Annotated in this window: 24 protein-coding genes; 7 read left to right on the top strand and 17 right to left on the bottom strand. The window is 61.5% G+C overall.

The genetic code is table 11. The annotated features are described in order from the left end of the window. The first annotated feature begins 11 nt into the window (after nucleotides 1–11). The 6 genes from HZC36_07305 to HZC36_07280 all read left to right on the top strand — a co-directional run bounded on the left by HZC36_07305 (nucleotide 12) and on the right by HZC36_07280 (nucleotide 5,345). Nucleotides 12–587 carry a molybdenum cofactor guanylyltransferase gene (locus HZC36_07305; GenBank protein MBI5706783.1) on the top strand — a complete coding sequence of 192 codons (576 nt, stop codon included), beginning with the start codon at nucleotides 12–14 and terminating at the stop codon, nucleotides 585–587. An 87-nt stretch (nucleotides 588–674) separates the two neighbouring features. After that, nucleotides 675–1,463 (top strand): GTP cyclohydrolase I FolE2, encoded by a 789-nt coding sequence (locus tag HZC36_07300; GenBank protein ID MBI5706782.1) that lies wholly within the window; start codon nucleotides 675–677, stop codon nucleotides 1,461–1,463. Nucleotides 1,464–1,531: 68 nt separating this feature from the next. Further along, nucleotides 1,532–2,515 carry a right-handed parallel beta-helix repeat-containing protein gene (locus HZC36_07295; GenBank protein MBI5706781.1) on the top strand — a complete coding sequence of 328 codons (984 nt, stop codon included), beginning with the start codon at nucleotides 1,532–1,534 and terminating at the stop codon, nucleotides 2,513–2,515. Nucleotides 2,516–2,750: 235 nt separating this feature from the next. Beyond that, nucleotides 2,751–3,572: a hypothetical protein gene (locus tag HZC36_07290; GenBank protein ID MBI5706780.1), complete on the top strand. Its 822-nt coding sequence runs from the start codon at nucleotides 2,751–2,753 to the stop codon at nucleotides 3,570–3,572. Nucleotides 3,573–3,805: 233 nt separating this feature from the next. Continuing rightward, nucleotides 3,806–4,450 (top strand): PEP-CTERM sorting domain-containing protein, encoded by a 645-nt coding sequence (locus tag HZC36_07285; protein MBI5706779.1) that lies wholly within the window; start codon nucleotides 3,806–3,808, stop codon nucleotides 4,448–4,450. A 241-nt stretch (nucleotides 4,451–4,691) separates the two neighbouring features. Beyond that, nucleotides 4,692–5,345 carry a PEP-CTERM sorting domain-containing protein gene (locus HZC36_07280; protein MBI5706778.1) on the top strand — a complete coding sequence of 218 codons (654 nt, stop codon included), beginning with the start codon at nucleotides 4,692–4,694 and terminating at the stop codon, nucleotides 5,343–5,345. Nucleotides 5,346–5,424: 79 nt separating this feature from the next. Here HZC36_07280 and fabG read toward each other — a convergent pair whose 3' ends face one another. From fabG to HZC36_07195, 17 genes are all read right to left on the bottom strand, one after another. Beyond that, nucleotides 5,425–6,165, bottom strand: a complete 741-nt coding sequence (gene fabG, locus HZC36_07275) for a 3-oxoacyl-[acyl-carrier-protein] reductase (protein ID MBI5706777.1) — start codon at nucleotides 6,163–6,165, stop codon at nucleotides 5,425–5,427. Next, complete coding sequence (gene fabD / locus HZC36_07270; protein ID MBI5706776.1) at nucleotides 6,162–7,115, bottom strand: ACP S-malonyltransferase; 954 nt, start codon at nucleotides 7,113–7,115, stop codon at nucleotides 6,162–6,164. Before fabD ends, fabG begins: the two co-directional genes overlap by 4 nt. A gap of 22 nt (nucleotides 7,116–7,137) precedes the next feature. Continuing rightward, entirely contained in the window at nucleotides 7,138–7,488 is a 351-nt protein-coding gene (locus HZC36_07265) for a hypothetical protein (protein MBI5706775.1), read from the bottom strand. Between the two features lie 51 nt (nucleotides 7,489–7,539). Then, entirely contained in the window at nucleotides 7,540–8,022 is a 483-nt protein-coding gene (locus HZC36_07260) for a hypothetical protein (protein MBI5706774.1), read from the bottom strand. Further along, nucleotides 8,012–8,935: a bifunctional riboflavin kinase/FAD synthetase gene (locus tag HZC36_07255; GenBank protein ID MBI5706773.1), complete on the bottom strand. Its 924-nt coding sequence runs from the start codon at nucleotides 8,933–8,935 to the stop codon at nucleotides 8,012–8,014. Before HZC36_07255 ends, HZC36_07260 begins: the two co-directional genes overlap by 11 nt. A 12-nt stretch (nucleotides 8,936–8,947) precedes the next feature. Further along, on the bottom strand, nucleotides 8,948–9,391 hold the full coding sequence (locus HZC36_07250; protein MBI5706772.1) for a hypothetical protein: 444 nt from the start codon (nucleotides 9,389–9,391) through the stop codon (nucleotides 8,948–8,950). Between the two features lie 26 nt (nucleotides 9,392–9,417). Next, a complete protein-coding gene (csrA, locus tag HZC36_07245; protein MBI5706771.1) occupies nucleotides 9,418–9,624 on the bottom strand; it encodes a carbon storage regulator CsrA in 207 nt (68 codons plus the stop codon). Nucleotides 9,625–9,724: 100 nt separating this feature from the next. Next, complete coding sequence (locus HZC36_07240) at nucleotides 9,725–10,165, bottom strand: flagellar assembly protein FliW (GenBank protein ID MBI5706770.1); 441 nt, start codon at nucleotides 10,163–10,165, stop codon at nucleotides 9,725–9,727. Nucleotides 10,166–10,174: 9 nt separating this feature from the next. Next, nucleotides 10,175–11,056, bottom strand: coding sequence for a flagellar hook-associated protein FlgL (gene flgL / locus HZC36_07235; protein ID MBI5706769.1), 882 nt, complete (start codon nucleotides 11,054–11,056; stop codon nucleotides 10,175–10,177). Nucleotides 11,057–11,082: 26 nt separating this feature from the next. After that, complete coding sequence (gene flgK / locus HZC36_07230) at nucleotides 11,083–12,465, bottom strand: flagellar hook-associated protein FlgK (GenBank protein MBI5706768.1); 1,383 nt, start codon at nucleotides 12,463–12,465, stop codon at nucleotides 11,083–11,085. 16 nt (nucleotides 12,466–12,481) lie between these two features. Then, a complete protein-coding gene (gene flgN, locus HZC36_07225) occupies nucleotides 12,482–12,955 on the bottom strand; it encodes a flagellar export chaperone FlgN (protein ID MBI5706767.1) in 474 nt (157 codons plus the stop codon). A gap of 8 nt (nucleotides 12,956–12,963) precedes the next feature. Beyond that, on the bottom strand, nucleotides 12,964–13,305 hold the full coding sequence (locus tag HZC36_07220; protein ID MBI5706766.1) for a rod-binding protein: 342 nt from the start codon (nucleotides 13,303–13,305) through the stop codon (nucleotides 12,964–12,966). Further along, nucleotides 13,302–14,588, bottom strand: a complete 1,287-nt coding sequence (locus tag HZC36_07215) for a flagellar basal body P-ring protein FlgI (GenBank protein ID MBI5706765.1) — start codon at nucleotides 14,586–14,588, stop codon at nucleotides 13,302–13,304. Before HZC36_07215 ends, HZC36_07220 begins: the two co-directional genes overlap by 4 nt. A 12-nt stretch (nucleotides 14,589–14,600) precedes the next feature. Beyond that, nucleotides 14,601–15,191, bottom strand: a complete 591-nt coding sequence (locus HZC36_07210) for a flagellar basal body L-ring protein FlgH (protein ID MBI5706764.1) — start codon at nucleotides 15,189–15,191, stop codon at nucleotides 14,601–14,603. Further along, the gene (locus HZC36_07205; GenBank protein ID MBI5706763.1) at nucleotides 15,188–16,360 is read right to left on the bottom strand and encodes a hypothetical protein; all 1,173 of its coding nucleotides are present in this window, start codon (nucleotides 16,358–16,360) and stop codon (nucleotides 15,188–15,190) included. Before HZC36_07205 ends, HZC36_07210 begins: the two co-directional genes overlap by 4 nt. A 6-nt stretch (nucleotides 16,361–16,366) precedes the next feature. Next, nucleotides 16,367–17,155 carry a flagellar basal-body rod protein FlgG gene (gene flgG, locus HZC36_07200; GenBank protein MBI5706762.1) on the bottom strand — a complete coding sequence of 263 codons (789 nt, stop codon included), beginning with the start codon at nucleotides 17,153–17,155 and terminating at the stop codon, nucleotides 16,367–16,369. 179 nt (nucleotides 17,156–17,334) lie between these two features. After that, nucleotides 17,335–18,057, bottom strand: a complete 723-nt coding sequence (locus HZC36_07195; protein MBI5706761.1) for a flagellar hook-basal body protein — start codon at nucleotides 18,055–18,057, stop codon at nucleotides 17,335–17,337. Between the two features lie 258 nt (nucleotides 18,058–18,315). On the opposite strand from HZC36_07195, the gene HZC36_07190 reads away from it, so the two are divergent. Then, nucleotides 18,316–20,655 (top strand): alpha-L-arabinofuranosidase, encoded by a 2,340-nt coding sequence (locus HZC36_07190; GenBank protein ID MBI5706760.1) that lies wholly within the window; start codon nucleotides 18,316–18,318, stop codon nucleotides 20,653–20,655. The last annotated feature ends 111 nt before the right edge of the window (nucleotides 20,656–20,766 follow it).

Raw genomic sequence — 20,766 nt, 5'->3', positions numbered from 1 at the left:
ACCTTGTGCGCATGGAGGTCGAGGCGGTACTCCTCACCGGTGGCGCGAGCCGCAGAATGGGCGCCGACAAGTCCAGGCTCCTCGTTGGCGGCGAGCAAGCGGCGGTCCGACTCGCTCGAGAGCTTGCGGAGGCCTTTGGCCAGGTGACGGTGTTGGGCCGCGAACCCCTTGAGGGACACGCATTTCAGCAAGACGCCTCGGACTACGAGGGCCCACTCTCCGCTCTGGCACGGCTTAAGCCAACAGCCGACTGGATCTTCGTGTGCTCCTGCGATCTTCCGCTCGCAAGCGCCGGGGATTTTCGCAAACTCTGGAGCTTGCGGCAGGAAGGCAAGGCCCTCGCACCCGTCCTGAAGGGCAGGCTTCAGCCGCTTTGCGCCCTATACCCAGCTTCCTGCTTCGCCATCTTCCGACAGTCTTTTTTGTCGGGAACTCGTTCGCTCATGGCCGCCTTGAAGGAATTTCCGGTCGTCGAGGCCCCGGAGGCCGCGCTTCATTCGGCCGGGATTCAACCTCCGGCGCTTGCAGGAGCCAATACTGCTGAGGAGTGGGCCAGACTCCTCGACACGCCCCACCAGGTTCCCTGAACGATCCGCCCCGAGGAACCAGAAATAACCGACAGAGAATCTTGTCGGTTATGGCGGCGTAGTAAGCTGAGTCCCAAAGGTAAACCCATGAGCGACACGCACAAGCCGCTGGCAGACATCCAGAGCACGCACGACACCCGCAACATTTCCATCGACCGCGTCGGCGTTCGGGGTGTCAAGTATCCCATCGTCGTGATGGACCGCGAAAACGAAACGCAGCACACCATCGGCGATTTCACGCTGACCGTGGACCTGCCACACCAGTTCAAGGGCACTCACATGAGCCGCTTTATAGAGGTGCTCAGCGCGCACCGCCACGAGGTCAGCGCCAAGAGGCTTCCAGAGATTCTGGACGCTCTGCGCGAGCGCCTCAACGCAGAGAAGGCGCATATCGAGGTCACATTCCCCTACTTCATCGAGAAGCTTGCGCCAGTCACTGGAATGGCCAGCATGATGGAGTACCTCTGCACGTTTATCGCCGAAAAGGACGGCAAGATGGACTTCGTGATGCAGGTGCAGGTGCCGATTACCACCCTGTGCCCTTGCAGCAAGGAGATCGCCGACTACGGCGCCCACAACCAGCGCGGCCTCGTGACGGCACAGGTCAGATTCCGCAAGCACATATGGCTTGAAGAGATCATCCGGCAGATCGAAGACGCCGCCTCCTGCGAGCTTTACCCGCTCCTCAAGAGGCCCGACGAGAAGTGGGTGACCGAGAAGGCCTACGACACCCCGAGGTTCGTCGAGGACGTGGTGCGCGAGGTCGCGCTCCGCTTCAATGCCGAGGAGCGGATCAAGTGGTACCGGATCGAGGTGGAGAACTTCGAGTCCATCCACGCGCACAACGCCTATGCTTGCCTTGAGCGAACCAAGTAACGTCCTCCTGCTGGCGCTGCGAAGCGGATTCCCGCGTCGGCCATCGAAGGAATCGACATAATCCGAACATGGTCGGCGCCTTCTTTTTCGTTGGCTTCCTGTTGACACCCCAGGGTCCCCGCCAGCTCTTGCGGGACGACGTGGCGATTCAGTCCTCTACCAACCTCAAATCGGGAACCTACAATGTCTCAGACCCCAACCGGAACGGCGTGGTGCAGATCTCAGGCCACGACTTCACCGTGGACTTCAAGGGCGCGTGGCTGATCTCGGAGAGCGGCTACAAGGCCAAGCTCGACCAGGTGGAGGGAACGGGAATCCTCATCAAGAACGCGCGGAACGTCACCCTGAAAAACGCCACCGTGCGCGGCTACAGGTGGAACATCCGGGTCGAAGACTCGCGGGGAATCAAGCTCGAAAACTGCGACGTGGGCTACAGCCGCTCGCAGAGGATCATGAACGGCGAGCAGCCGATCAACATCTTCCTCGACCTGCGAAACGTGGAAGCTTGGCGAAGCTACGGCGCGGGGATCTGGGTGGAAAGGTGTTCGGGTGTTCAGGTTGCCAGGTGCTCTGGTTCGGGGGCGCAAAACGGCGCGCTGGTCGTCAACTCGTCGAAGTGTAACGTCTCCGGCAACGACTTTTCGTTCCTCTCTGGCTGGGGGATCGGGTTCTACGGGTCCTCGGACAACGTCGCCTCCTGGAACAAGTGCGACTTCGTGAACCGGCCCTGGGGTGGCGGTTGGGGAGGCGATTCGGCCGCGCTGGTGGTGGTGAACGGGTCCCATCGGAACTTCATCGTCGGCAACTCGCTGACCCATTCCGGCGACGGGTTCTTCCTGTCCGATCATCGCAATGGTGGCGACTTCGACCCCAAAACCCTCGGCTTCGACGGCAGTTGCAACGACAATGTGATCGCCTACAACGACGGCTCCTGGTCGACGGCGAATGCGTTTGAGCATATTTATGAACTGGGTCCAGCGGAACAGGTTCGACGGCTTCGCACTGGAACAGGGCCAGGGAACGCGAGTCGAGGGCAACTACTTCGAAGATAACGCCGGGACCGCAATACACCTCTGGAGCAGCCCAAACTCTGATCTGATGCGGAGGAACCCTTCGCAAGGGCACGAGATCATTCGCAATACCATCAAGGGGAGCCGCTGGGCGGTCAACCTGGATAACTCGGCGGATTGCCTTTGGGATTCCATAGATGCCCTTGGAAAGGAAAAGAATGAAGCTCCTTTGCCCCCAAACCTGCCTCTGGTTGAGCGTCCTCACAAGCTCAAAAGCATGATAGATTTCAATCGGACAGAGGCGATCGAGCGCGTGTACGCGTTGATGCGGTCCCCATCCAAAGCCGGCGTAAGAAATGCGGAAAGGTTTTTCTATCGAGACACGCAAGGCCCCACCGGCTGGGATTGGATCCAGTTCGCCGACTTCGCCCCACGCGACTTCCGCGGAGGATTGGCGGCCTGGAAACAAGTGGACTCCGGGTCCATCGAGCTTTTCCTGCTCGACGCCAAAGCCACCGTCACCGCACCCGTGTGGATGGAGATGAAGGCTTCTGGCCGAACAGTCAAGCTCACCGCGAAGCCGTCTTCCAGTGACTCGGGCGAGTACCGCGACTATTCGGTTGCCCTCAAGGGCGGCGCAAAGACGCAGGTCCTGAAGGGCAGGCTCCTCAACGCCTCTTGGTACTGCGCATGGTTCAAATGGCCCCGCAACGAAGCCTCAGCCTACGCCGACGAGGCGGCCTGGAATCGGGTCTTCCAAGCCAAACCCGTGTTCGCCAGCATTCAGCGCAAGCTGCCGGCCATCGAATACGGAAAGGAGCCCGCACCGGGGACCGGAACCAGCTACTTTGCGCTGGTTGCCGCAACGAAGATTCGCTTTGAGGCGGGCAAATACAAGTTCTCCAGCCTCTCCGACGACGGCTTTCGCCTTTTCGTCGATAGCAAGGAGGTCATCTCGCGCTGGAACCATCATGGCGCGACCGGGGACGAAGCGCTTGTTGACCTGTCCTCTGGCCCTCACGAGATCGTCGTCCACTACTGCCAAGAATTCGGCGGCTGTGTGCTCCAGCTTTCCTGGCAGAAGGTCGATCGGGCCTAGGCGGCCGCCCAGCTTGATCGTAGTGCGCCTCCATCAACTGGCGGGCTGCAGCGCACGTCGGACTGAACTCACCGTGGCGTCGTCATCGAAGAAGAGCAGTCTTGGGCAGGCAATTCTGACAGTCGTGGCTTCCCAGAGAGAATAATTGACGCTCCCTGTCACACTTTGCAGGCTTGAGGACAATCATTAATCAAGTGCCGCTTGGCGCTGAACTAATTGAAAGGAAGACCATTATGAAAAGGGGCACTTTTGTTGCGGCTCTTGCCGCCATCCTCACCGCCGTTGGCTTTGCCGACATCAAGTACGTGGGCCTTTACGCCACCCAGACCGTGAAGATCACGTTCAACGGGTCCAACAACTCCTGGAACGACAGCAACGTAACGGCAGGCAAGCTGAAGTTTGAAGACCCAACAAACGCGTGCGGGCTTGGCACGAGCTTCCAGACGGTCTGTGTGGACCTCGACCACTATCTCGATGGCAATTTCTTCTCGGTGGATTGCCAGAGCACCTTTGGCATGGGGGGCGGCATCGAGATGGCGGGGAAGATCGCTCGGGCGTTCTTTTCAGCCGCCGGCAACAACAGCGCCAACAGCGCCGCACTGCAGGTGGCGGTTTGGGAAGCGGTCTATGACGGCGTGGCGAACGGCGGCGTCGCGGATTTCTCCAGTGGCGCCTTCAAGTGCTCGAGCGCGTCGATCCTTGCTCAGGCAACCGCCTATTACGCGGCGGCCAGCAACCCGACCGGCAACAGCCTGCTACTGAAGCCCGTGCCGCAAGGCTCGCGGGGGCAAGCGCAGATCACCCCTGTTCCAGAGCCCGCTTCATTTGCCGTGCTGGGCTTGGGGCTCCTTGCCGCGACGAGGCGAAAGCGAAAGTAGGCAACAGCAGCCGTTAGGCTGCACAGCCGCAGCCTCCAGACGCACGTAGGCGCCGAGCAGATCAGCTCGGCGCCTACGTGCGTTATCTGTCCGTGTGGGACAGGAATAGCCCGGGAACTCTGCCAGTTCTATTCCAAGCCGATCCGGATGGCACAGACCATGCCTCCGCTTCTTTCTCTTTTGGGGGCGTTGCGTCCCGATGGCGGATCTAGGTCCGCCTTTGAACCTAAAGGAGGAAGACATGAAGAAGGCAATCATCTTGCTTGCTGGCATCTCGGCACTTTCTGCCGCGTCCTTGGCGGGCATCACCTACGATGGCATGGGCGGGCACCAGACCGTGAAGGTCACATTCCACGGCTCGAACCACAACTATAGCAACGACAACGTGACGGCTGGGAAGCTGAAGTTCCAGGACCCTACGAATGGCTGCGGCCTGGGAACGACGTTCTATTCGCTTTGCGTGGACCTCGACCGCAACGTTGGGAGCAGCGCTTTCAACGTAAGCTGCACGGACACGTTTGGCGCGGGCGGCGGGCTGGAAATGGCCGGCAAGATCTGCCGGGCGTTCTTCGCAGCGGCGGGCACCAGCAACTCCAAGTGTGCGGCCCTTCAGGTCGCCATTTGGGAAGCGCTGTATGACGGCGTGGCCAACGGTGGCGCGACTCCTGATTTCTCGCACGGCGCGTTCAAGTGCTCGACCAGCTCCGTGCTGGCGCAAGCCACGATCTACTACTCTGCTGCGACGAACCCGACGGGCAACAGCCGCTACCTCAGGCCGACGGGCAGCAAGGGCCAGGCTCAGATCGCCCCTGTGCCGGAGCCTGCGACGGTGGGCGTGTTGGTCGCGGGCGCGATCGGCTTGATCCGAAGGCGCAGCCGCAAGAACCAAAAGTAGGTCAAGGGACTGAACAGTCGGCAAGCGGATTGCCGGACGCCGGCTGGCATGGCCCGCCGGCGTCCATTGGCAACGCGCGCTACATCGTGAGTCCTCCGTCGACCACCAGCACCTGCCCAGTGACATACGCTGAGCCAGGTGAAGCGAGGTAGGCGACGGCGGAAGCCACGTCATCAGGAGAGCCCAGCCGGCCGGCAGGCGCGTTTTTGACGACGTAGTCGCGGAACTCCGTCGGGAGGTCGGCGGTCATGTCGGTCTCGATGAATCCGGGTGCAACGGCGTTGCAGGTGATATTGCGGCTGCCGAACTCCTTGGCGACGGTCTTGGTGAGGCCGATAAGGCCCGCTTTGGCCGCGGCATAGTTGGCTTGTCCGCTGCCGCCGCCGATCCCGATGATGCTGGAAATGTTGACGATTCGCCCGTAGCGAGCGCGCATCATAAGCTTCGAAGCTGCACGGATCGTCAGGAAGGCGCCCTTGAGGTTGACCGACAGCACGCGGTCCCAATCGTCCTCGCTCATGCGAAGGATCAGGGTGTCGCGCGTGACGCCCGCGTTGTTGACGAGAATCGCGCAGCCGCCAAGCTTCTCGACGACGTCGGCAAAGAGCGTGTCGACCTGGTGGCCATCGGAAACATCGCAAGCGAACGGCTCGGCGGCCCCGCCAGCATCGCGGATAGCCTCGGCCGTGGCGCTCGCGCCATCGAGCGTGGTGGCGACGCAGGCGACCTTGGCGCCTTCCTGAGCCAAACGGAGGGCGATGGCGCGTCCGATGCCGCGCGAGGCGCCCGTCACGATGGCGACTTGGTCCTGTAGTGTCATGCTGTGGCTCCCTGGAGAAGGGCTTCGACGGTGGCCTGAAGCGATGCGGCGTCGCCGACGTTGAGGCGCGTGGCCTCCGGCGCGATCCGTTTGACGAACCCCGACAACACCGTCTTCGAGCCGCATTCGATGAAGGTGTCAACTCCAAGCGAGACCATTGTCCGCATGGATTCGGTCCAACGAACTGGATTGAGCAACTGGGCTTGAAGCAGCTCTGGCCAGCTCGCCTCATCGCCCACAGGCGCAGCGGACACATTGCTGACCACGCGAACGCCTGAAGTGGCCGGAGCGAACGAGAACGCCCTTAGGAAAGCCCCCAGAGCCTCGGCGGGGGCTTGCATCAGAGGGCTGTGGAAAGCGCCGCTGACCGGCAAGGGCATGAACTTGACGTTCCGCTCGGCGGCAAGCACAGCCGCGCGGCCGATGGCCGCCGCGTCGCCGCTAATGATGAGTTGGCCCGGGCAGTTGTCGTTGGCCACGACGGCGATGCTGGAACCCTCCGATGCGTCTTCGCAAAGCGTCTGAACGGCGTCCCTCTCCAACCCAAGGACCGCCGCCATCTTCCCTGGCCGTTCGGATCCGGCTGAGCCCATCAGGTCGCCCCGTCGCTGGACCATTTTGGCCCCTTCGCTCAGCGGGACGATCCCTGCCGTCGTCAGCGCCGCATATTCGCCGATGCTGTGGCCTGCGCAATAGGAGAGCTTAAGCCCGGGGGCCGCCTCAAGGAGCGCTGCATGGGCTGCCATGCTCGTCACGTAAAGGGCGATCTGGGTGTTTTGAGTCTGGGACAGGGTGGCAAGGTCTGCAGTGAAGCAAAGCGTCTGAAGGTCGCGGCCCACGGCCTCGGAGGCTTCGGAGAACACATCGCGGGCGGCGGCGCTCACATCGAAGAGTTCCTTTCCCATGCCCTCGGCCTGCGAACCCTGGCCGGGAAAGAGGAGTGCGATCATGGCCAGACTTTACCCAGCGGCCCTAAGCGCCACCATGCGAACGGGCACGAACCTCGTCCGGAAAGTCCCTGTAGAGCCCCGACTTAAAGCCGCAGACCTTGCTGAACACAGCCGCATGCATCGTTTCTATCTGGCTCTCACGGGTGGCGACCCTCAGAAACGCCTCGTCGAGTTGCGCGAGACTGGCGCACTCGATAGTGATGTTCCATTCGCCAAGCGATTCCGGCCCAAACCCAAGCTTGCGCCGACGGACCCGATAGGCCTCGACCTTCCCTATGCCCTTCAGGTAGCCGAGATAGACATTGACGGCCTCCACAAACTCCAAGTCCTTGACCCCAGGCTGGAGGTTGACCCAAATCTCATAGCAATCCACCCTCAAAGAATACTCAGGGGTGAAGATTCTTGCCGGAGGCCCTGTTAGTGCTTAGGGGATCAGGTCGGTGGGGTTGGCGTTCCTCGTGTCGGCGCGCCAAAGGCGCCATTTCGTGCCTGGAAACACCAGAAACCGCGAGGCCCTCTCCCTCCGAAAGGTCAGCGTACAGTCGGGAAAGGTAAATGTGGTGTTGAAAGGAATGCCGACCTTGATCGTCGCGGCGGTCTTGATGACCGCCAGGTCGCCGTCGATCTCCGGGCGCCAATTGTCGAGGGTGACGTCGGGCTTTCCGTCCCGGATGTATCGCTGCACCGCGCGGGCCTGCTCATAGGGGATCGCGTCGTAGTTGAAGTCCCGGCTCAGGATTTCCAACATCCCACCGGGGCGGCCCTCCTTCCCAGCCTGAATGGAGTCCCGCAAGGCCTCCCGAATCTGTTGCTCATCGGATGGCTCGCGGCCAAAGACCAGCAACCCCGCGATGGCCAGAACGGCCACCGAGACCACGGAAACGATCACCCGCTGCCTAAAGGACATGGCTCAACTCCCAGCCCCGGACGAGCGCCACGTCCTCTTCGATCTGAGCCTTCAAGCCCTGAACGCTTTCGAACCGGACTTGCGGATGGAGCCTGGAGAGCAATCCGAAGCGAACGTGGCGCCCGTAGAGGCTATCACCAGGATAGTCGAGAAGATAGGCTTCAATGGTTCTCGCTTGGCCATTGAAGGTCGGCCGGTTGCCAATGCTGATCGCCGCACGAAAAGCTCCGAACGGGGTCACGGCAAAACCCCCATAGGCCCCGTCGTCCGGGATGGCTTGTCTTTTTTCGATGGCGAGGTTGGCGGTTGGATAGCCCAGGGTTCTGCCCACCTTGGCGCCCTCCACGACGATTCCCTCCAACTCAAACGGCCGTCCCAGCAGCCTTCCGGCGGCCTCGACGTCGCCAGCGGCAATCAGCTCGCGGATGTGGGAGCTGCTCACGCGCATGCCTTCGTGCAAAAAGGGCTGGATGATGCGGGTCTCCACTTGGCCGGCGAGCCACTCGGCGGTGCCACGCCTCTCGTGTCCGAAGGCGAAATCATGTCCGACCACCATCTGGCTCGCACGCAGCTTGCCGACGAGCACTTCCTCAAGGAACCGCTCCGGCTCGATCCTGCTGAAATCCGCCGTGAAGGGAATCACCAAGGCCACGTCTGCTCCGAGGCGCTCGATGTAGCGAAGGTTGGCGTCGAGCGACGCAATGGCGGGAGGACATCTCTCGGGGCGCAGAACCGAAGCAGGATGTCGGTCGAAGGTGGCCACAACGCTCGGCAGCCCCCGGCCGAGTGCGCTGGACACGGCGGCCCGGATCACTTCTTGATGGCCCAGATGCACCCCGTCGAAGACCCCCATGCACACCACGCTCGAGGGCCAGGTGGGCTCAAAGGCGTCGGCGCCGACCACGATCTGCATGGAGGCTGGATTTTACCGGTCCTCGCCCTTGGGCTTCGTTCCGCGGTTGGCCCAGGTTCCGGCCAGCGCCAGTGCCAAGGACTCCAAAGCCGCGAGCTGACCCAAAATCGCGGGATCGAGCCAGAGGTTCGCCGGCACGAGTGGATCGGCCGGCCGCTGAATCGCCACGGGCGACGTCGTGCCCAGCATCGCGACGAGAGCCATCAGAACGACGTGCAAGACAGGCGCGACAATGGATCCAGGCAGCCAAGCCTTCGGCCCAAGACGGACCACCTTGAAGATGGCATGAAGAAGGTTGATGAAGGCCAGTCCGGCGATGCAGATCAGAGCCGGGATCTTGAATGCGTTCCCGTCCAGGTGGTGGCGTGGGAGGAGCCAAAACCAGAGAAGGGCAAGGCAAACCAAGGCCTGGACCAACGTTGCCATTTCGATACGATCGCCGGAAGTGCGAGACATGAGCTCCAGTCCCAGTCGGCAGGCGACTAACCGGGAACGTCCTCAGGCCGCGACTCGGAGGCCGCAACGTTTTCGTGCTGGATCTGCTCGAAGATCTCTTTGCGATGCACGGCGACCGTTTTGGGGGCGTTGATCCCGAGCCGCACCTGTTCGCCGCGGACTTCGAGGACGACAACTTCGATGTCGTCTCCTATGACGATGCTCTGGTGCACCTTCCGAGTCAATACGAGCATTCTTCAGCGCCCTCCGTGGCCTCTGGTTGTCCCGGCGTCGTAGGTCCGATTCCAGGCGGCCGGGGATCACCTCGAACCTGCAAAGCGCGATGGAATCGCCCTAAGCTGCGGCTCGCTCCTCGGCGCTTTCCGGTTGGACCATGACGCGGTGTTTGATAGTATACGCTTCGTCATCCAGTACCGACTGCTTTCCGAGGCGCGAATGCGCCTCAATAAAGATGGGGCCCGCCAAATTGAGGGTCAGCTCCTCCGGTTTGCCGTGCGGGATCGTCGCGGTCGTATAGACCAAAACGGACTCCGGATCAGCCTCAAACGGGATTGGCGGCGCGTAGTTTGGCACGAAACCCTCGGGATCGACGACCAGAAAGGCCATCGCAGGCGCTTCGAGGCTTTGCAGCCAACGAAACGGGCTGTTCTCTTTGGTGGAGAGGAGCAGAAAGGTGTTCAGGTCGGGAAATCCGACTAGGCCCTCCGCAAAGGTCACGACATCCTCGTCGAGAAATTCGATCCGTCCAAAGCGAGTTTCGGTGATTTCTGGCATGGTTCGTTGTTAGGAGATGAAGTCGACGAGGCTCAGGCCAAACGTCTTGCTGGCAGCCGCAAGTGCCGCCTGGTAGGCGGTTTGAGAAAGCTGAAACTGAACGATGGCCTCGCTCATGTCCACGTCTTCCACTTCGGAGATTCGCGCGGAGAGGTCATCGAGCCGCCGGCCATGCTGGGAATCGATGTCCTCGAGGGCGCCGATCCGCACGCCTGCCTGCGCCTGCGCCGTGCGAAAGGCCTTGTGAGAATCCTGGAGGGCCTGGATGTCGATCCCCGAGATCGCGCCGGTATTTCCAGATTGAAGGTTCGTCTTGAAGTTCTGCAGCGCATTGTAGGCGTCTGTGAACATCTGGTTCGCCACGAAGGTCTTCGCCATCGTCTGGCCAGGAGCCATTTCAATGTCTACGGTCGCCGTGTCGCCACTGTAGGTGAGGGCGCTGCCGGTGTCGGCAAAGGGCTTGGTGTCCGTCTTCTGCCCTGCGAAGAGGTAGTCGTTGTGCGGTCCGCGTGTGTTGCCGAAGTCCACAAGCCGAGTCTTCAGTTGGTCGATCTGGGTTGCGATGCTCTCTCTTGCCGATTGATCCAGTGTCCCGTTGGCTGCCTGAACCGACAAGGTATAGGCTTGCTTGAGGATGTCGCCCATGTCGCTGAAGGCGCTCTCGGCAAACGAGACGTCGGTTTTGGCCTCGGCAATGTTGGTCTGGTACTGGCCGATGGCGTCCTTGACGGTACGAAGGCTGAGGGATTCGGCGGCTGCCACCCAGTCTTCACTGACCCTGGAGAAACGCTTGCCCGAAGACACCTGCCTTTGAGCTTTCACCATCTGCTCTTGGGCCAGCGTCATGTCGCGGACGACCGCATCATATTGCCCTGACGTGCTAATACGCATGATCCAAACCCTGGCAAAAGTGCGAGCTAGCGCACCATGTTAATCAAATCTTCGGTTACTTGGTTGAACACCGAGAGGGCCTTAGCCGCAGCCTGGTAGCTTCTTTGCAGCCGGACCATGCTCGCCATCTCATCGTCGATCGAGACTCCCGAGACGCTTTGAATCTGTTCCTCGATCTGGGTCTTTACGGCTTGGTAGGTCGCCAGGGTGTCTTCGGCTGAGGAAACCTGCTGCCCCACGTTGGCGACCATCGCCGTCAAATACTGCGATGCGGTCTTTGAGCCCAAGGCCACGAAACTCTGGTCGCGGAGCTGCGAGAGAGCCAGCGCAAGGCTCCCATCACCCGAAGCTCCGGAAGTTCCTGCCGCGATGGCATCCGTGCTCGCCCGCACTTCGTCGCTTAGGTCAAACGACTCCGCGGCGGATAGGCCCGGCGACGACGGAAGCTTGAAGAAGTTGACTCCGGTCGATGCATCCGCTCCGATGCCGGATTGATGCAAGTAGTTGACTTCATCCCGCAGTGTGATCGCGAACGCGTCGAGTTGGCCCTGGTACGAAGTGATCTGGGTACAGCTCTCGAACAGCCCTTGGAGCTTGCCGCCGTGGACTCGAAACGTTGTAACGCCGTCCGTCAGAGTGCCATTCGCGGCGTCGTACTGCTGCGGCACGTTGTAGGAACCGACGGAATCCACCAAGGGCATCGAGCCCGCATGAACGAACACGGACCCGTCCTGCTGCGGGAAGATCTGAACCGAAACGAGGCTGCTGAGTTCGGAGAGCACCAGGTCTCGATGATCCAAGAGGTCGTTGGGCGAAGTGCCGTCGACCGAGGTCGCTCGAATGGACTTATTCAGGCCGGCGATGCTGTCGGCCAGCTCCTGAATGCGCTGCAGGGTCTGGGCCACCTGTCCATGGACGTTCTCCTTTGCGGCCTTGAGGTCCGTGTACTTCTGCCGGACGGCCGCCCCAAGCGCGTCGCCGGAGGTTTGCACTTCCATCCGCGCGGTTTCATCGCTGGGATTCGACGCGAGTGAAGACCAGCCATTGAAGAAGGTCCCTAGGCGGGTCACTAGGATGTTGCCTGTGGCCGTCCCAAAGACCTCTTCGACCATTCCAAGCGAGTTGGCTTTGGCCTGGAAGTGGCCGGCGTCCCCTTGCACGCGCGCCATGCGATCGGCAAGGAACGCGTCGCGGGCCCGGGTGATCGAGGCGACACCGACGCCCGTTCCGAGCGCAATCTTGCGGATTCCCATGAAGGTCGTCGGCATGGTTGGCACATAGTCCACAACCTGTCGCGTGTAGCCCTTCGTGTTGACGTTCGAGAGGTTATGTCCGGCAGTCTCAAGGCCCCTTTGGAAGGCCTGCAAAGCCCGGCTGATCGAATCTATTCCGTGAAATGCACTGGGCATGGGTGGCTCCTGGGTATTAGGCGGCGGCGTCGACGACGACAGCGGCGCGGATCGGCTGACGCGTGTAGGCAGACTTGTTCTCCGAGGCGACTTTGGCCACCAGGGTCAGCGTTCCGTTCACATAGGCCAGTTCGCTTTCGATAAGCTGGCGATTGCGGTCGAGGATCGTCTGAACGTTGCGGGCGGTGACCATTACTCGGTTCGCCAGGGCTTGTACCTGCTGCGCTTCGGCCTGTTCCAGGGCTCGCACCAAACTTCGAAGCTGGGGCTCGGTGCCCAAGTCTTCGGCCAGTTTGCGGGCGCAAGCCGCAGCTCGGTCATCGGTCTGTCGCATCTGGTCCAGCAAGCTGTCCAGATCGGGCTGAAGGCGCTCAATGCGCGCCACGTCGCGAAGGGTGAGAGCGGCTGTCTGCTCATGCAGGGTCCGAAGCAGTCGCTCGGAAGTTCCCAGCCAATCCCACCAAAGGGTTTGCAGTTCTCGTGTTTTCATGTCGGTCGTTACCTTTTCAGGTCTATGGATGCTTTGTCTGAAGTTGCTTGTGGCTGTGAGGCGGCTCGCAGCACGGAAGGCGCCAGGGTTCGGTACAGAGACTGTCCGAGCCCGAAGCTCCCCTTCTTGGCGGCCGATTCGGCGACCGCCTGATGGAACATGTCTTCGTAGATTTCCGCCCCCGGGGCATCGCCGAATTGCGACTTGGGGTTGGACTTGGACATGATCGTCAGCAGGTCCTTGACGAACACCGCTTCGAGGTCCTGGCACGCCTTCTTGAGCTTCTCAAGCTTCGGAGCGCCCGCCGCGAGGGTGCCTGCCACATGTGAGGCGAGTTCGGTCTTGCTCATTGGATCTTGATCCTCGCTTTCAGGGCGCCCTGCTCCTGCAGGCCCTGAAGGATGGCGATGATGTCGGTCGCCGAGAGCTTGAGCGTTCGGAAAAGCGCCGCAAGATCGGCCACGGTGGTCGTGGGGGGTGCCAGTGCCACCTGCGCCAGGTCTTCGCCTCCTTGAACCTGGGTCTGCGGAACCACAACGGTCTCGCCGCGCGAGAACGGAAGCGGCTGGCTGATCTCGAGCTGGGTCGAAATCGTCACATTCAAGCTGCCCTTGGCGATCATCGCGGGCCCCAGCTTGACGTTGCCGCCGGCAATGATCGTGCCCGTGCGCTCGTTGATGACCACGACGGCAGGGATGTCGGCGAACACCTTCACGTGCTCGATCTCGCTCATCAGTTGGATCGGTGACATGTTGGGCGCGACGTCAAGCTGGATCGTGCCAGGGGTCACTGCCGTTGCGTGAAGCGCGGGGCTCGTCTTCGCCAGCTTCTCGACGATGCGCTGAGCGGTCGTGAGGTCGGCGTCGTCAAGCTCCAGAAACATCTTGCCGTCGAACACGGTCTTCGTCTGGACCATGCTCTCCACGATCGCGCCAGAAGGGATCCGGCCTACGAGCGTGTGGTTCTTCTGGACCGTGTTGCCGCCTGTGCCGACGTTGAAGCCGCCGATGCTCACTGCGCCTTGCGCCACGGCGTAGACCGTGTCCTTCGCCGCGCCATAGAGCGGGCTTTGAAGCAGCGTTCCACCTTGCAGGCTCTTTGCGTCGCCGATGGACTGCACCGTCACGTCGATGGTGTTGCCGGGCATCGAAAATGCAGGAAGCTCGGCGGTGATCGCCACCACGGCGACGTTCTTCACTTTGAGCTGGGTTGGGTCCACGACCGTGCCGGCAAACTTCATCGCGTTGGCGAGGAGTGTCTGGGTAAACGGCGTGTTCTTGGTGTCGCCCGAACCGTCCAGGCCAACAACAAGGCCATAGCCCAGAAGCTGGTTGCCACGCACACCCCGGAAGCGCGCGATGTCCTTGATGCGCACCTCGATGCCGGTCTCTTCGGTGGCCTTGATCTTCTTGATCAGGTCCTCGTAAGCCTTGATCGCCGCGCGATCGTAAGCCGCCTGCGGGTCTTCTTGATTCTTGTCTGCAGGAGCTTTTGGATCGGCCGAAGCCGGGCCCCCGGGCTTGTTCGTGGCCGTTGCTTTCGCCTGATCAGGAGATTTGGGCGGGTTGGCCGGCCCCTGGCTGCAAACGGACCCAGCAAAGGAGAGAGCGATAATGAGAGAAAGAGCTTTCATGATGGTTCACCCCTAAAACAGCCAGTCGAGCAGACGGGTGAGAATGCCCCTGCGCGTGCGCTCGCTGATCATGCCTTTGCCGTCAGCCGTGATCGCGGCCTCGGCAATGCTCTCGCTGAGCACGGTGTTGTCGCTGCGGATGTCGTCACGGCGGATCACACCGCTGACGCGGAAAGTCTGGACTTCCTTGTTGATCTGCACCGACCGGGTGCCCTCGATCACCAGATTGCCGTTGGGAAGGACCTTCTTGACGATAGCCGTCATGCGCGCCACCAGTCTCCCGGTCTGAGACGTCGCGCCCTTGCCGTCCACGGTCGAAGATGCGCCGGTCTTGAAGGAAGTGAACAGGCTGCCGAGCAGCTTTCCGATCGGCTGGTCCACCTCCGTGGAGTCTCCCTTCTCGGCCTTGGTCGAGGCCGCATAGGAGGCGACCGACGACTCGCTGATGAGGATCGTGATGATGTCTCCCTCCGTCCTTGCGGTACGGTCCAGAAGCGGGTTCACGTATTTCGTCGGCCACAGCGAGCCTGGGTTGAGGTCGGTCGATTGCGCGTGTGCGCACGCCGACACGGCGATAATCAAGAGCAAAGAGGGTCTTTTCATAGCTTGACCTCCACCTTCCCAGGCGCCACGATCTTTCCCAGATGGCTGGTCGGCGGGCTGCCGGGATTGAGAGAAACGAGAACTTCGATGGTCTGTCCGACGTAGCCGGACGCTTTGGCCCTGCCATCGACTTCGGCCAAGATGCCGTTGAGGCGAAACACAACCTTGATCGGCGAGCCCGATTTGGCGCCCTCGACCAGCGGGAGGCTGGTCGTCAGGTTGACAGTTCGCGAGTTGAGGCGCCTGCCGCCAACGGATACGGAAACCGTCGCAATCGCGCCGCCCGGAATGGGCCGGATGGATTCGGCTTTGAGCTCGAAAGCGCCGATCGGGCCTATGAAATCGGGACCCGCATCCGGGCTCGCCCAAGCGCCGGGATTGCCGAAGGACGCTTCCGCTGAGCGGATTGCTTCTTCGACGAACTTGACGTGCTCAATGCGCTGGCCCTTGCGGCGCACTTCCACACTGTCGGGCATGTCCAGTCCGAAGTCGCTTGCCTTGATTCCAGCTTCCTTGAGCTTGGCGGCCACGCGATCGCGGGCAAGCCGCATCACACCGCCAACGGGGGGCATTGGGCCAAAATCGATTGAGGACAGGGCCTGCAAGTCGCCACCCTCGATCTTTGCGAGGCCGCCCAGGCTCAGGCGATTGGCATCGATCTCCACGCTCGCGGGGATCGTGAGCCTAAGCCCCTCCACGCCCTGTCTGTGAGTTGGCGTCGGGCTCTGGATAGAAGTGGCGGCAGAAGGCTCTGCGGCCACCCGAACCATGCCCTCGGTCTCCAGTGAGCCAAGGCCGCCCTCGCCTGGAAACGCAATCTTCGGACGGGTCTGCGCGATGTAGTAGGGCTCCTGGCGCGTGAGCGAGGCGGAGTCCGCAAAACCGGCAAGCGTGATTCGGCCTGCGCGCTGCGAACCGGAAGCCTGGTAGAAGGTCACGGTTCCGGCCGGGTCCACCTCCACCCGGATCGCATCCTTGGCGACGGACATGGAGGGCAGCAATGCCGCACCTCGCGGGCCGACCACGCGGCCCTCGACGAAGTCGAGCCTCGCTGACTTGGCGTAGACGATGCGCCCTTCGAGCCCGAAGCGCAGGTACCCCTCGCCCACCACGCGAACCGTGATCGAGGGCGGAGCCAAGAGGAGCAGGGTGGCCGTGATCGTGATCATGAGGAGCTACCGCTTAAGGTTGTTGAGGATGCCGAGCATTTCATCGCTGGTCTGCACGGCTTTCGAGTTGATCTCATAAGCACGTTGCGCGAGGATCATCTTCACCATCTCCTCGACGATCTGCACGTTCGAGCCTTCGACAAAGCCTTGGGCGAGCGTGCCGGAACCCTCGTCTCCGGGGGTGACCTCGGTCGCCGTGCCGCTTCCGCCGCCGGCTTCGTAGAGGTTCTCGCCCACACGCGTCAGGCCGCCAGGATTGGGAAAGACGGCAAGCTTGATTTCACTCACCGGCTGAGTCTCGTTGTTGCCGGGGAGCAGGGCCGAAACGACGCCGCTCGGAGAGACCGAAACTGCCGTGGCCCCCCGCGGAACGTTGATCGCCGGGGACAGCTTGTAGCCGTTGGAGGTCACGACGTTGCCATCCGCATCGAGCGAGAACGAGCCATCGCGGGTGTAGGCGATCTGGCCGTTAGGCTTCTCAATCTGAAAGTAGCCTTCGCCCTGGATCGCCAAGTCGTAGGTGCCGCCTGTCGGCTGAAGGGTCCCCTGGCCGAGCAACGAGGCTGTCGCCGCGAACTTGGACCCGAGGCCTACCTGGACGGCGAGTGGCTGTCTCGTTGAGCCCGCGCCCTGGGCGCCGCTCGCCCGGTAGGACTCGTACATCAGGTCCTGAAACTCGGCGCGCTGACCCTTGAAAGCGTTGGTGTTGACGTTTGCCAGGTTGTTGGCGATGGTGTCGAGATTCAGCTGCTGGCACACCATGCCGGTGCCGGCTGTGGACAGGGCTCGCATCATTTTGTGTCGGTTCTCCTTGCTGCCTGGCATCCTGCAGCTTGCTCTCGGCATTCCATAACGGGTGCCGCGAGTGCCTGCCGATGCCTCGGCTCTGGCGCCTCTTCCGACCGCTCGAAGGTTCTCTCTTCCCTGTCCCTCGATCAACCCCCCTGAGACTCCGTCTCATGGGTCCGGCTGCGTTAGCGGTTTTGAAGGCTTTCGATCAGTTTTTGGGTCTGCTCATCCTGAGACTGAATGGACTTTTGGGCCATCTCGAACGAGCGGCCCAGCGTGATCATCTCGATCATCGCTTCGATGGTGTTGACATTGGAGTCTTCCAGCGTCTTCCAGTGCAGGTCGGGCTCAGACACGGGTTTCACGCTGGCGCCGGAATAGAGGTTTGAACCTGCCTTCTCGAACGCCCCCTCGTAGATCCCGAGCTTTGCGGCCTCCTGTCCACCCGACAGGATCGTGCCGTTCGGCTCGATCTGCACCTGCCCGGGCGGCAATTGGATCGGGTTCTTGCTCTCGTCGAGTACCGGAAGACCGTCGACGTTCACCAGGACGCCCTGGTTGTCCACGTGGAAGCTGCCGTTTCGGCTATAGAGCACCCCAGAAGGCGCCCTAACGGCGAACATTTGGTTGGGCCGGGAGAGCGCGATATCCAGCGGACTCCCTGTGCTCCTCATGGATCCCACTTCAAAGCTCGTCGCCTGATAGGGGGCGTCCGGCCCGGCGCTCACCGCGCCGATCAAGCTGTCGTTCTTGCCGCCGTAGACGGCCTGCCAGAACGAGTCGTTGAACACCAAGACGTCGCGCTTGTAGCCCGTGGTGGAGGCGTTCGCCAGGTTGTTGGCGACCGAGTCCATCATGCGCTGCATGGCGAGCATTCCGTTGGCAGTAGCTTGAATTCCGCGATTCATCCCCACATCAGTCTTCGGCAAGCAAGATTGCGGGGGTTAGGGCCGGAACTTCGCATTCGACTTTAGGTTTGCGAGAGTTAGGGTCCCGAAGTGAAATGCCTCCGCTCCTTCTGGAGTGGAGGCGCCTATTCTCTGAATCGGGTCCTCACACGATCATCAGCCCCGGCATCCGAGCCAAAGCCTCCACCTCAGAAGGGGCGGAGGCATCACGGTCCTCCCATACCCCCAACACAGGAGCAATCACGTAAACTGGCCCTGATGCTAGCTTCTGCGATCTTGCTTCTTGCGATGCCGGCCCTGGCCCCGAGCCCTCAGACCCCCAATCCCTTCAGTAACCCGGGATTCGAACGGATAGCCCAGAACGGCGGACCCGCGGCTTGGCGGACCCAAGGCTGGGGAGGCCAGGCGAGGTACGCCATCGTCGACGGCGGTAGGGGCGGGGGCCTCTGCGCGATGGTGGAGAGTGATGCCGGAGTGGATGGCGGCTGGCAGACCTCGGCCACGGTTCGCCCCTTCTCGACCTATCGGCTCACGGCCTGGATCAAGACCGATGGGATCGCGAAACTGACGGGCCAAGGCGCCCTCATCAACCTGCACGGCCGCCCCGAACACACCTCTGCCCTGACCGGGACCAACGACTGGACCAAGGTTCAGATGGATCTGGACACCGGCGCAGACGACAGCCTGCTCGTCAATTGCCTCGTCGGCTACTACGGCACCGCCAAAGGCAAAGCCTGGTTCGACGACCTGAGCTTGGAGCTCCTCAAAACCAAAGAAATGAAACCCGAAGCCACGATCGATCTCAGCAAGACCAAGGACCCCATTTCGAAATACATCTACGGCCAGTTCATCGAGCACCTGGGGCGGTGCATCTACGGCGGCATATGGGCGGAGATGCTTCAGGATCGGAAGTTCTTCTATGCGCCGAGTTCCAAGGACTCGCCCTGGAAGTCGTCTGGCAACGGCTTCACCCTCGACACGATCGACCCGCTTTCCGGCGAGCATTCCATTGGACTCGTTGGGGGTGAAACATCCACAACCCTAAGCCAATCCGGACTGGCGCTCACGTCCGGTCAGAAGTACGTAGGCTACCTGTGGGTTCGGCCGGGAGCCGGGCAATCGACCGTCAGCGTTTCTCTTGGCGGCCAATCCCACAAGTTCAAGATCGAGCCTCAAAAGCCGAAAGACCCACAGGCGATCTCTCCGCGAACCCAGGCGTGGCGAAAAGTGCCCTTCGAGTTTCGGGCCAAAACAAGCATGAAGGACGCGACTCTTGAGCTGAAAGCCACCGGCGACGTGGTCTCGATCGGTCCTGTCTCCCTCATGCCCGCCGACAACGTCCGCGGGATGCGAAAGGACACCCTCAAGCTCCTGAAGGACCTCAACTCCCCCGTCTATCGCTGGCCGGGAGGCAATTTCGTCAGCGGCTACAACTGGCGCGACGGCCTCGGCGATCGCGACAAGCGCCCCACCCGCAAGAACCCGGCCTGGCAAGGCATCGATTCTAACGACTTTGGCCTGCACGAGTTCATCGACTTTTGCAAGGAGATCGGCACCGAGCCCGAGGTGGTGGTGAACACGGGCCTCGGCAAGTTGGAATGGGCCACCGAGCAGCTCGCCTACTGCAACGCGCCGGCAAGCTCGCCCATGGGCAAACAGCGCGCCGCGAACGGCCACCCGAAACCATTCAACGTGAAGTGGTGGGGGATCGGCAACGAGATGTATGGCGACTGGCAGCTTGGCCACGTGACTCTCGACGAATACACCAAGCGGCACAACCAATATGTGCAGGCCATGCGAAAGGTAGACCCTTCGATTAAGGTCATCGCCGTGGGCGAGAACAACTGGGACTGGACGCGAGGGATGTTCACGAACTGCGCCGATAACATCGACCTCATCAGCGAGCACTTCTATTGCCAGGAGCGCCCCAGCGTTTTTGGGCACGTCGGCCAGATCGCCGAGCAGATCCGGCGCAAGGCCAACAACCACCGCGAGCTGATGAAGACCATCCCCGCGATGAAAGGCAAAAAGGTCCAGATCGCCATGGATGAGTGGAACTACTGGTACGGCCCCCACGTCTTCGGCGAATTGGGCACGCGGTATTTTTGGAAGGACGGCATGGGCATCGCCAAGGGCCTACATGAGTTCTTCCGCAACACCGACGCAATCTTCATGGCGATGTATGCCCAGACGGTGAACGTCATCGGCGCGATAAAGACCACCCAGACCGATGCCGAAATGGAGACCACCGGGCTTGTCCTCCAGCTCTATCGCCAGCACTTTGGGACGATCCCGGTCGAGGTGGGCGGCGCGCCCGATCCGCTCGACGTCTCGGCGGCGTTCACTTCGGACCGCAAGGCCTTTACGCTCGCCATCGTCAACCCGATGCCCGACAAGGTCACGTTCCCGCTGAAGATCAAAGGGGTTCTCAAGACCACCGGAGGAACACAGTGGGTGATGACGAACAGCGACCCGATGGCCTACAACGATCCCGGCAAGCCGCGTAAAGTGGATTTCGTCCAGCGTGTAGCACAGCCTCTGGATGGGCAGATCACCGTGGACGGCTACAGCGTCACCCTGATCCGCTACAAGCTGTAGGTCCGAAGACGCAACACAAGAAGGGCGTAGCTCCGGAGACCCCTTCGCCCCCGTGGGGGAGAGGTCGGTGAACGCAGTGAACCGCCTGTGGGGTGGCGGCCGCCCAAAGGT

This window comes from Armatimonadota bacterium (assembly GCA_016223145.1).
GTDB lineage: Bacteria > Armatimonadota > Fimbriimonadia > Fimbriimonadales > Fimbriimonadaceae > Nitrosymbiomonas.
This window is presented reverse-complemented; position numbering and strand designations above follow the sequence as displayed.

Coding starts and splice junctions, on each gene's coding strand:
- HZC36_07305 (MBI5706783.1), top strand. CDS start 12: ATGGAGGTCGAGGCGGTACTCCTCACCGGTGGCGCGAGCCGCAGAATG.
- HZC36_07300 (MBI5706782.1), top strand. CDS start 675: ATGAGCGACACGCACAAGCCGCTGGCAGACATCCAGAGCACGCACGAC.
- HZC36_07295 (MBI5706781.1), top strand. CDS start 1,532: ATGGTCGGCGCCTTCTTTTTCGTTGGCTTCCTGTTGACACCCCAGGGT.
- HZC36_07290 (MBI5706780.1), top strand. CDS start 2,751: ATGATAGATTTCAATCGGACAGAGGCGATCGAGCGCGTGTACGCGTTG.
- HZC36_07285 (MBI5706779.1), top strand. CDS start 3,806: ATGAAAAGGGGCACTTTTGTTGCGGCTCTTGCCGCCATCCTCACCGCC.
- HZC36_07280 (MBI5706778.1), top strand. CDS start 4,692: ATGAAGAAGGCAATCATCTTGCTTGCTGGCATCTCGGCACTTTCTGCC.
- fabG (MBI5706777.1), bottom strand. CDS start 6,165: ATGACACTACAGGACCAAGTCGCCATCGTGACGGGCGCCTCGCGCGGC.
- fabD (MBI5706776.1), bottom strand. CDS start 7,115: ATGATCGCACTCCTCTTTCCCGGCCAGGGTTCGCAGGCCGAGGGCATG.
- HZC36_07260 (MBI5706774.1), bottom strand. CDS start 8,022: ATGTCCTTTAGGCAGCGGGTGATCGTTTCCGTGGTCTCGGTGGCCGTT.
- HZC36_07255 (MBI5706773.1), bottom strand. CDS start 8,935: ATGCAGATCGTGGTCGGCGCCGACGCCTTTGAGCCCACCTGGCCCTCG.
- HZC36_07250 (MBI5706772.1), bottom strand. CDS start 9,391: ATGTCTCGCACTTCCGGCGATCGTATCGAAATGGCAACGTTGGTCCAG.
- csrA (MBI5706771.1), bottom strand. CDS start 9,624: ATGCTCGTATTGACTCGGAAGGTGCACCAGAGCATCGTCATAGGAGAC.
- HZC36_07240 (MBI5706770.1), bottom strand. CDS start 10,165: ATGCCAGAAATCACCGAAACTCGCTTTGGACGGATCGAATTTCTCGAC.
- flgL (MBI5706769.1), bottom strand. CDS start 11,056: ATGCGTATTAGCACGTCAGGGCAATATGATGCGGTCGTCCGCGACATG.
- flgK (MBI5706768.1), bottom strand. CDS start 12,465: ATGCCCAGTGCATTTCACGGAATAGATTCGATCAGCCGGGCTTTGCAG.
- flgN (MBI5706767.1), bottom strand. CDS start 12,955: ATGAAAACACGAGAACTGCAAACCCTTTGGTGGGATTGGCTGGGAACT.
- HZC36_07220 (MBI5706766.1), bottom strand. CDS start 13,305: ATGAGCAAGACCGAACTCGCCTCACATGTGGCAGGCACCCTCGCGGCG.
- HZC36_07215 (MBI5706765.1), bottom strand. CDS start 14,588: ATGAAAGCTCTTTCTCTCATTATCGCTCTCTCCTTTGCTGGGTCCGTT.
- HZC36_07210 (MBI5706764.1), bottom strand. CDS start 15,191: ATGAAAAGACCCTCTTTGCTCTTGATTATCGCCGTGTCGGCGTGCGCA.
- HZC36_07205 (MBI5706763.1), bottom strand. CDS start 16,360: ATGATCACGATCACGGCCACCCTGCTCCTCTTGGCTCCGCCCTCGATC.
- flgG (MBI5706762.1), bottom strand. CDS start 17,155: ATGATGCGAGCCCTGTCCACAGCCGGCACCGGCATGGTGTGCCAGCAG.
- HZC36_07195 (MBI5706761.1), bottom strand. CDS start 18,057: ATGAATCGCGGAATTCAAGCTACTGCCAACGGAATGCTCGCCATGCAG.
- HZC36_07190 (MBI5706760.1), top strand. CDS start 18,316: ATGCTAGCTTCTGCGATCTTGCTTCTTGCGATGCCGGCCCTGGCCCCG.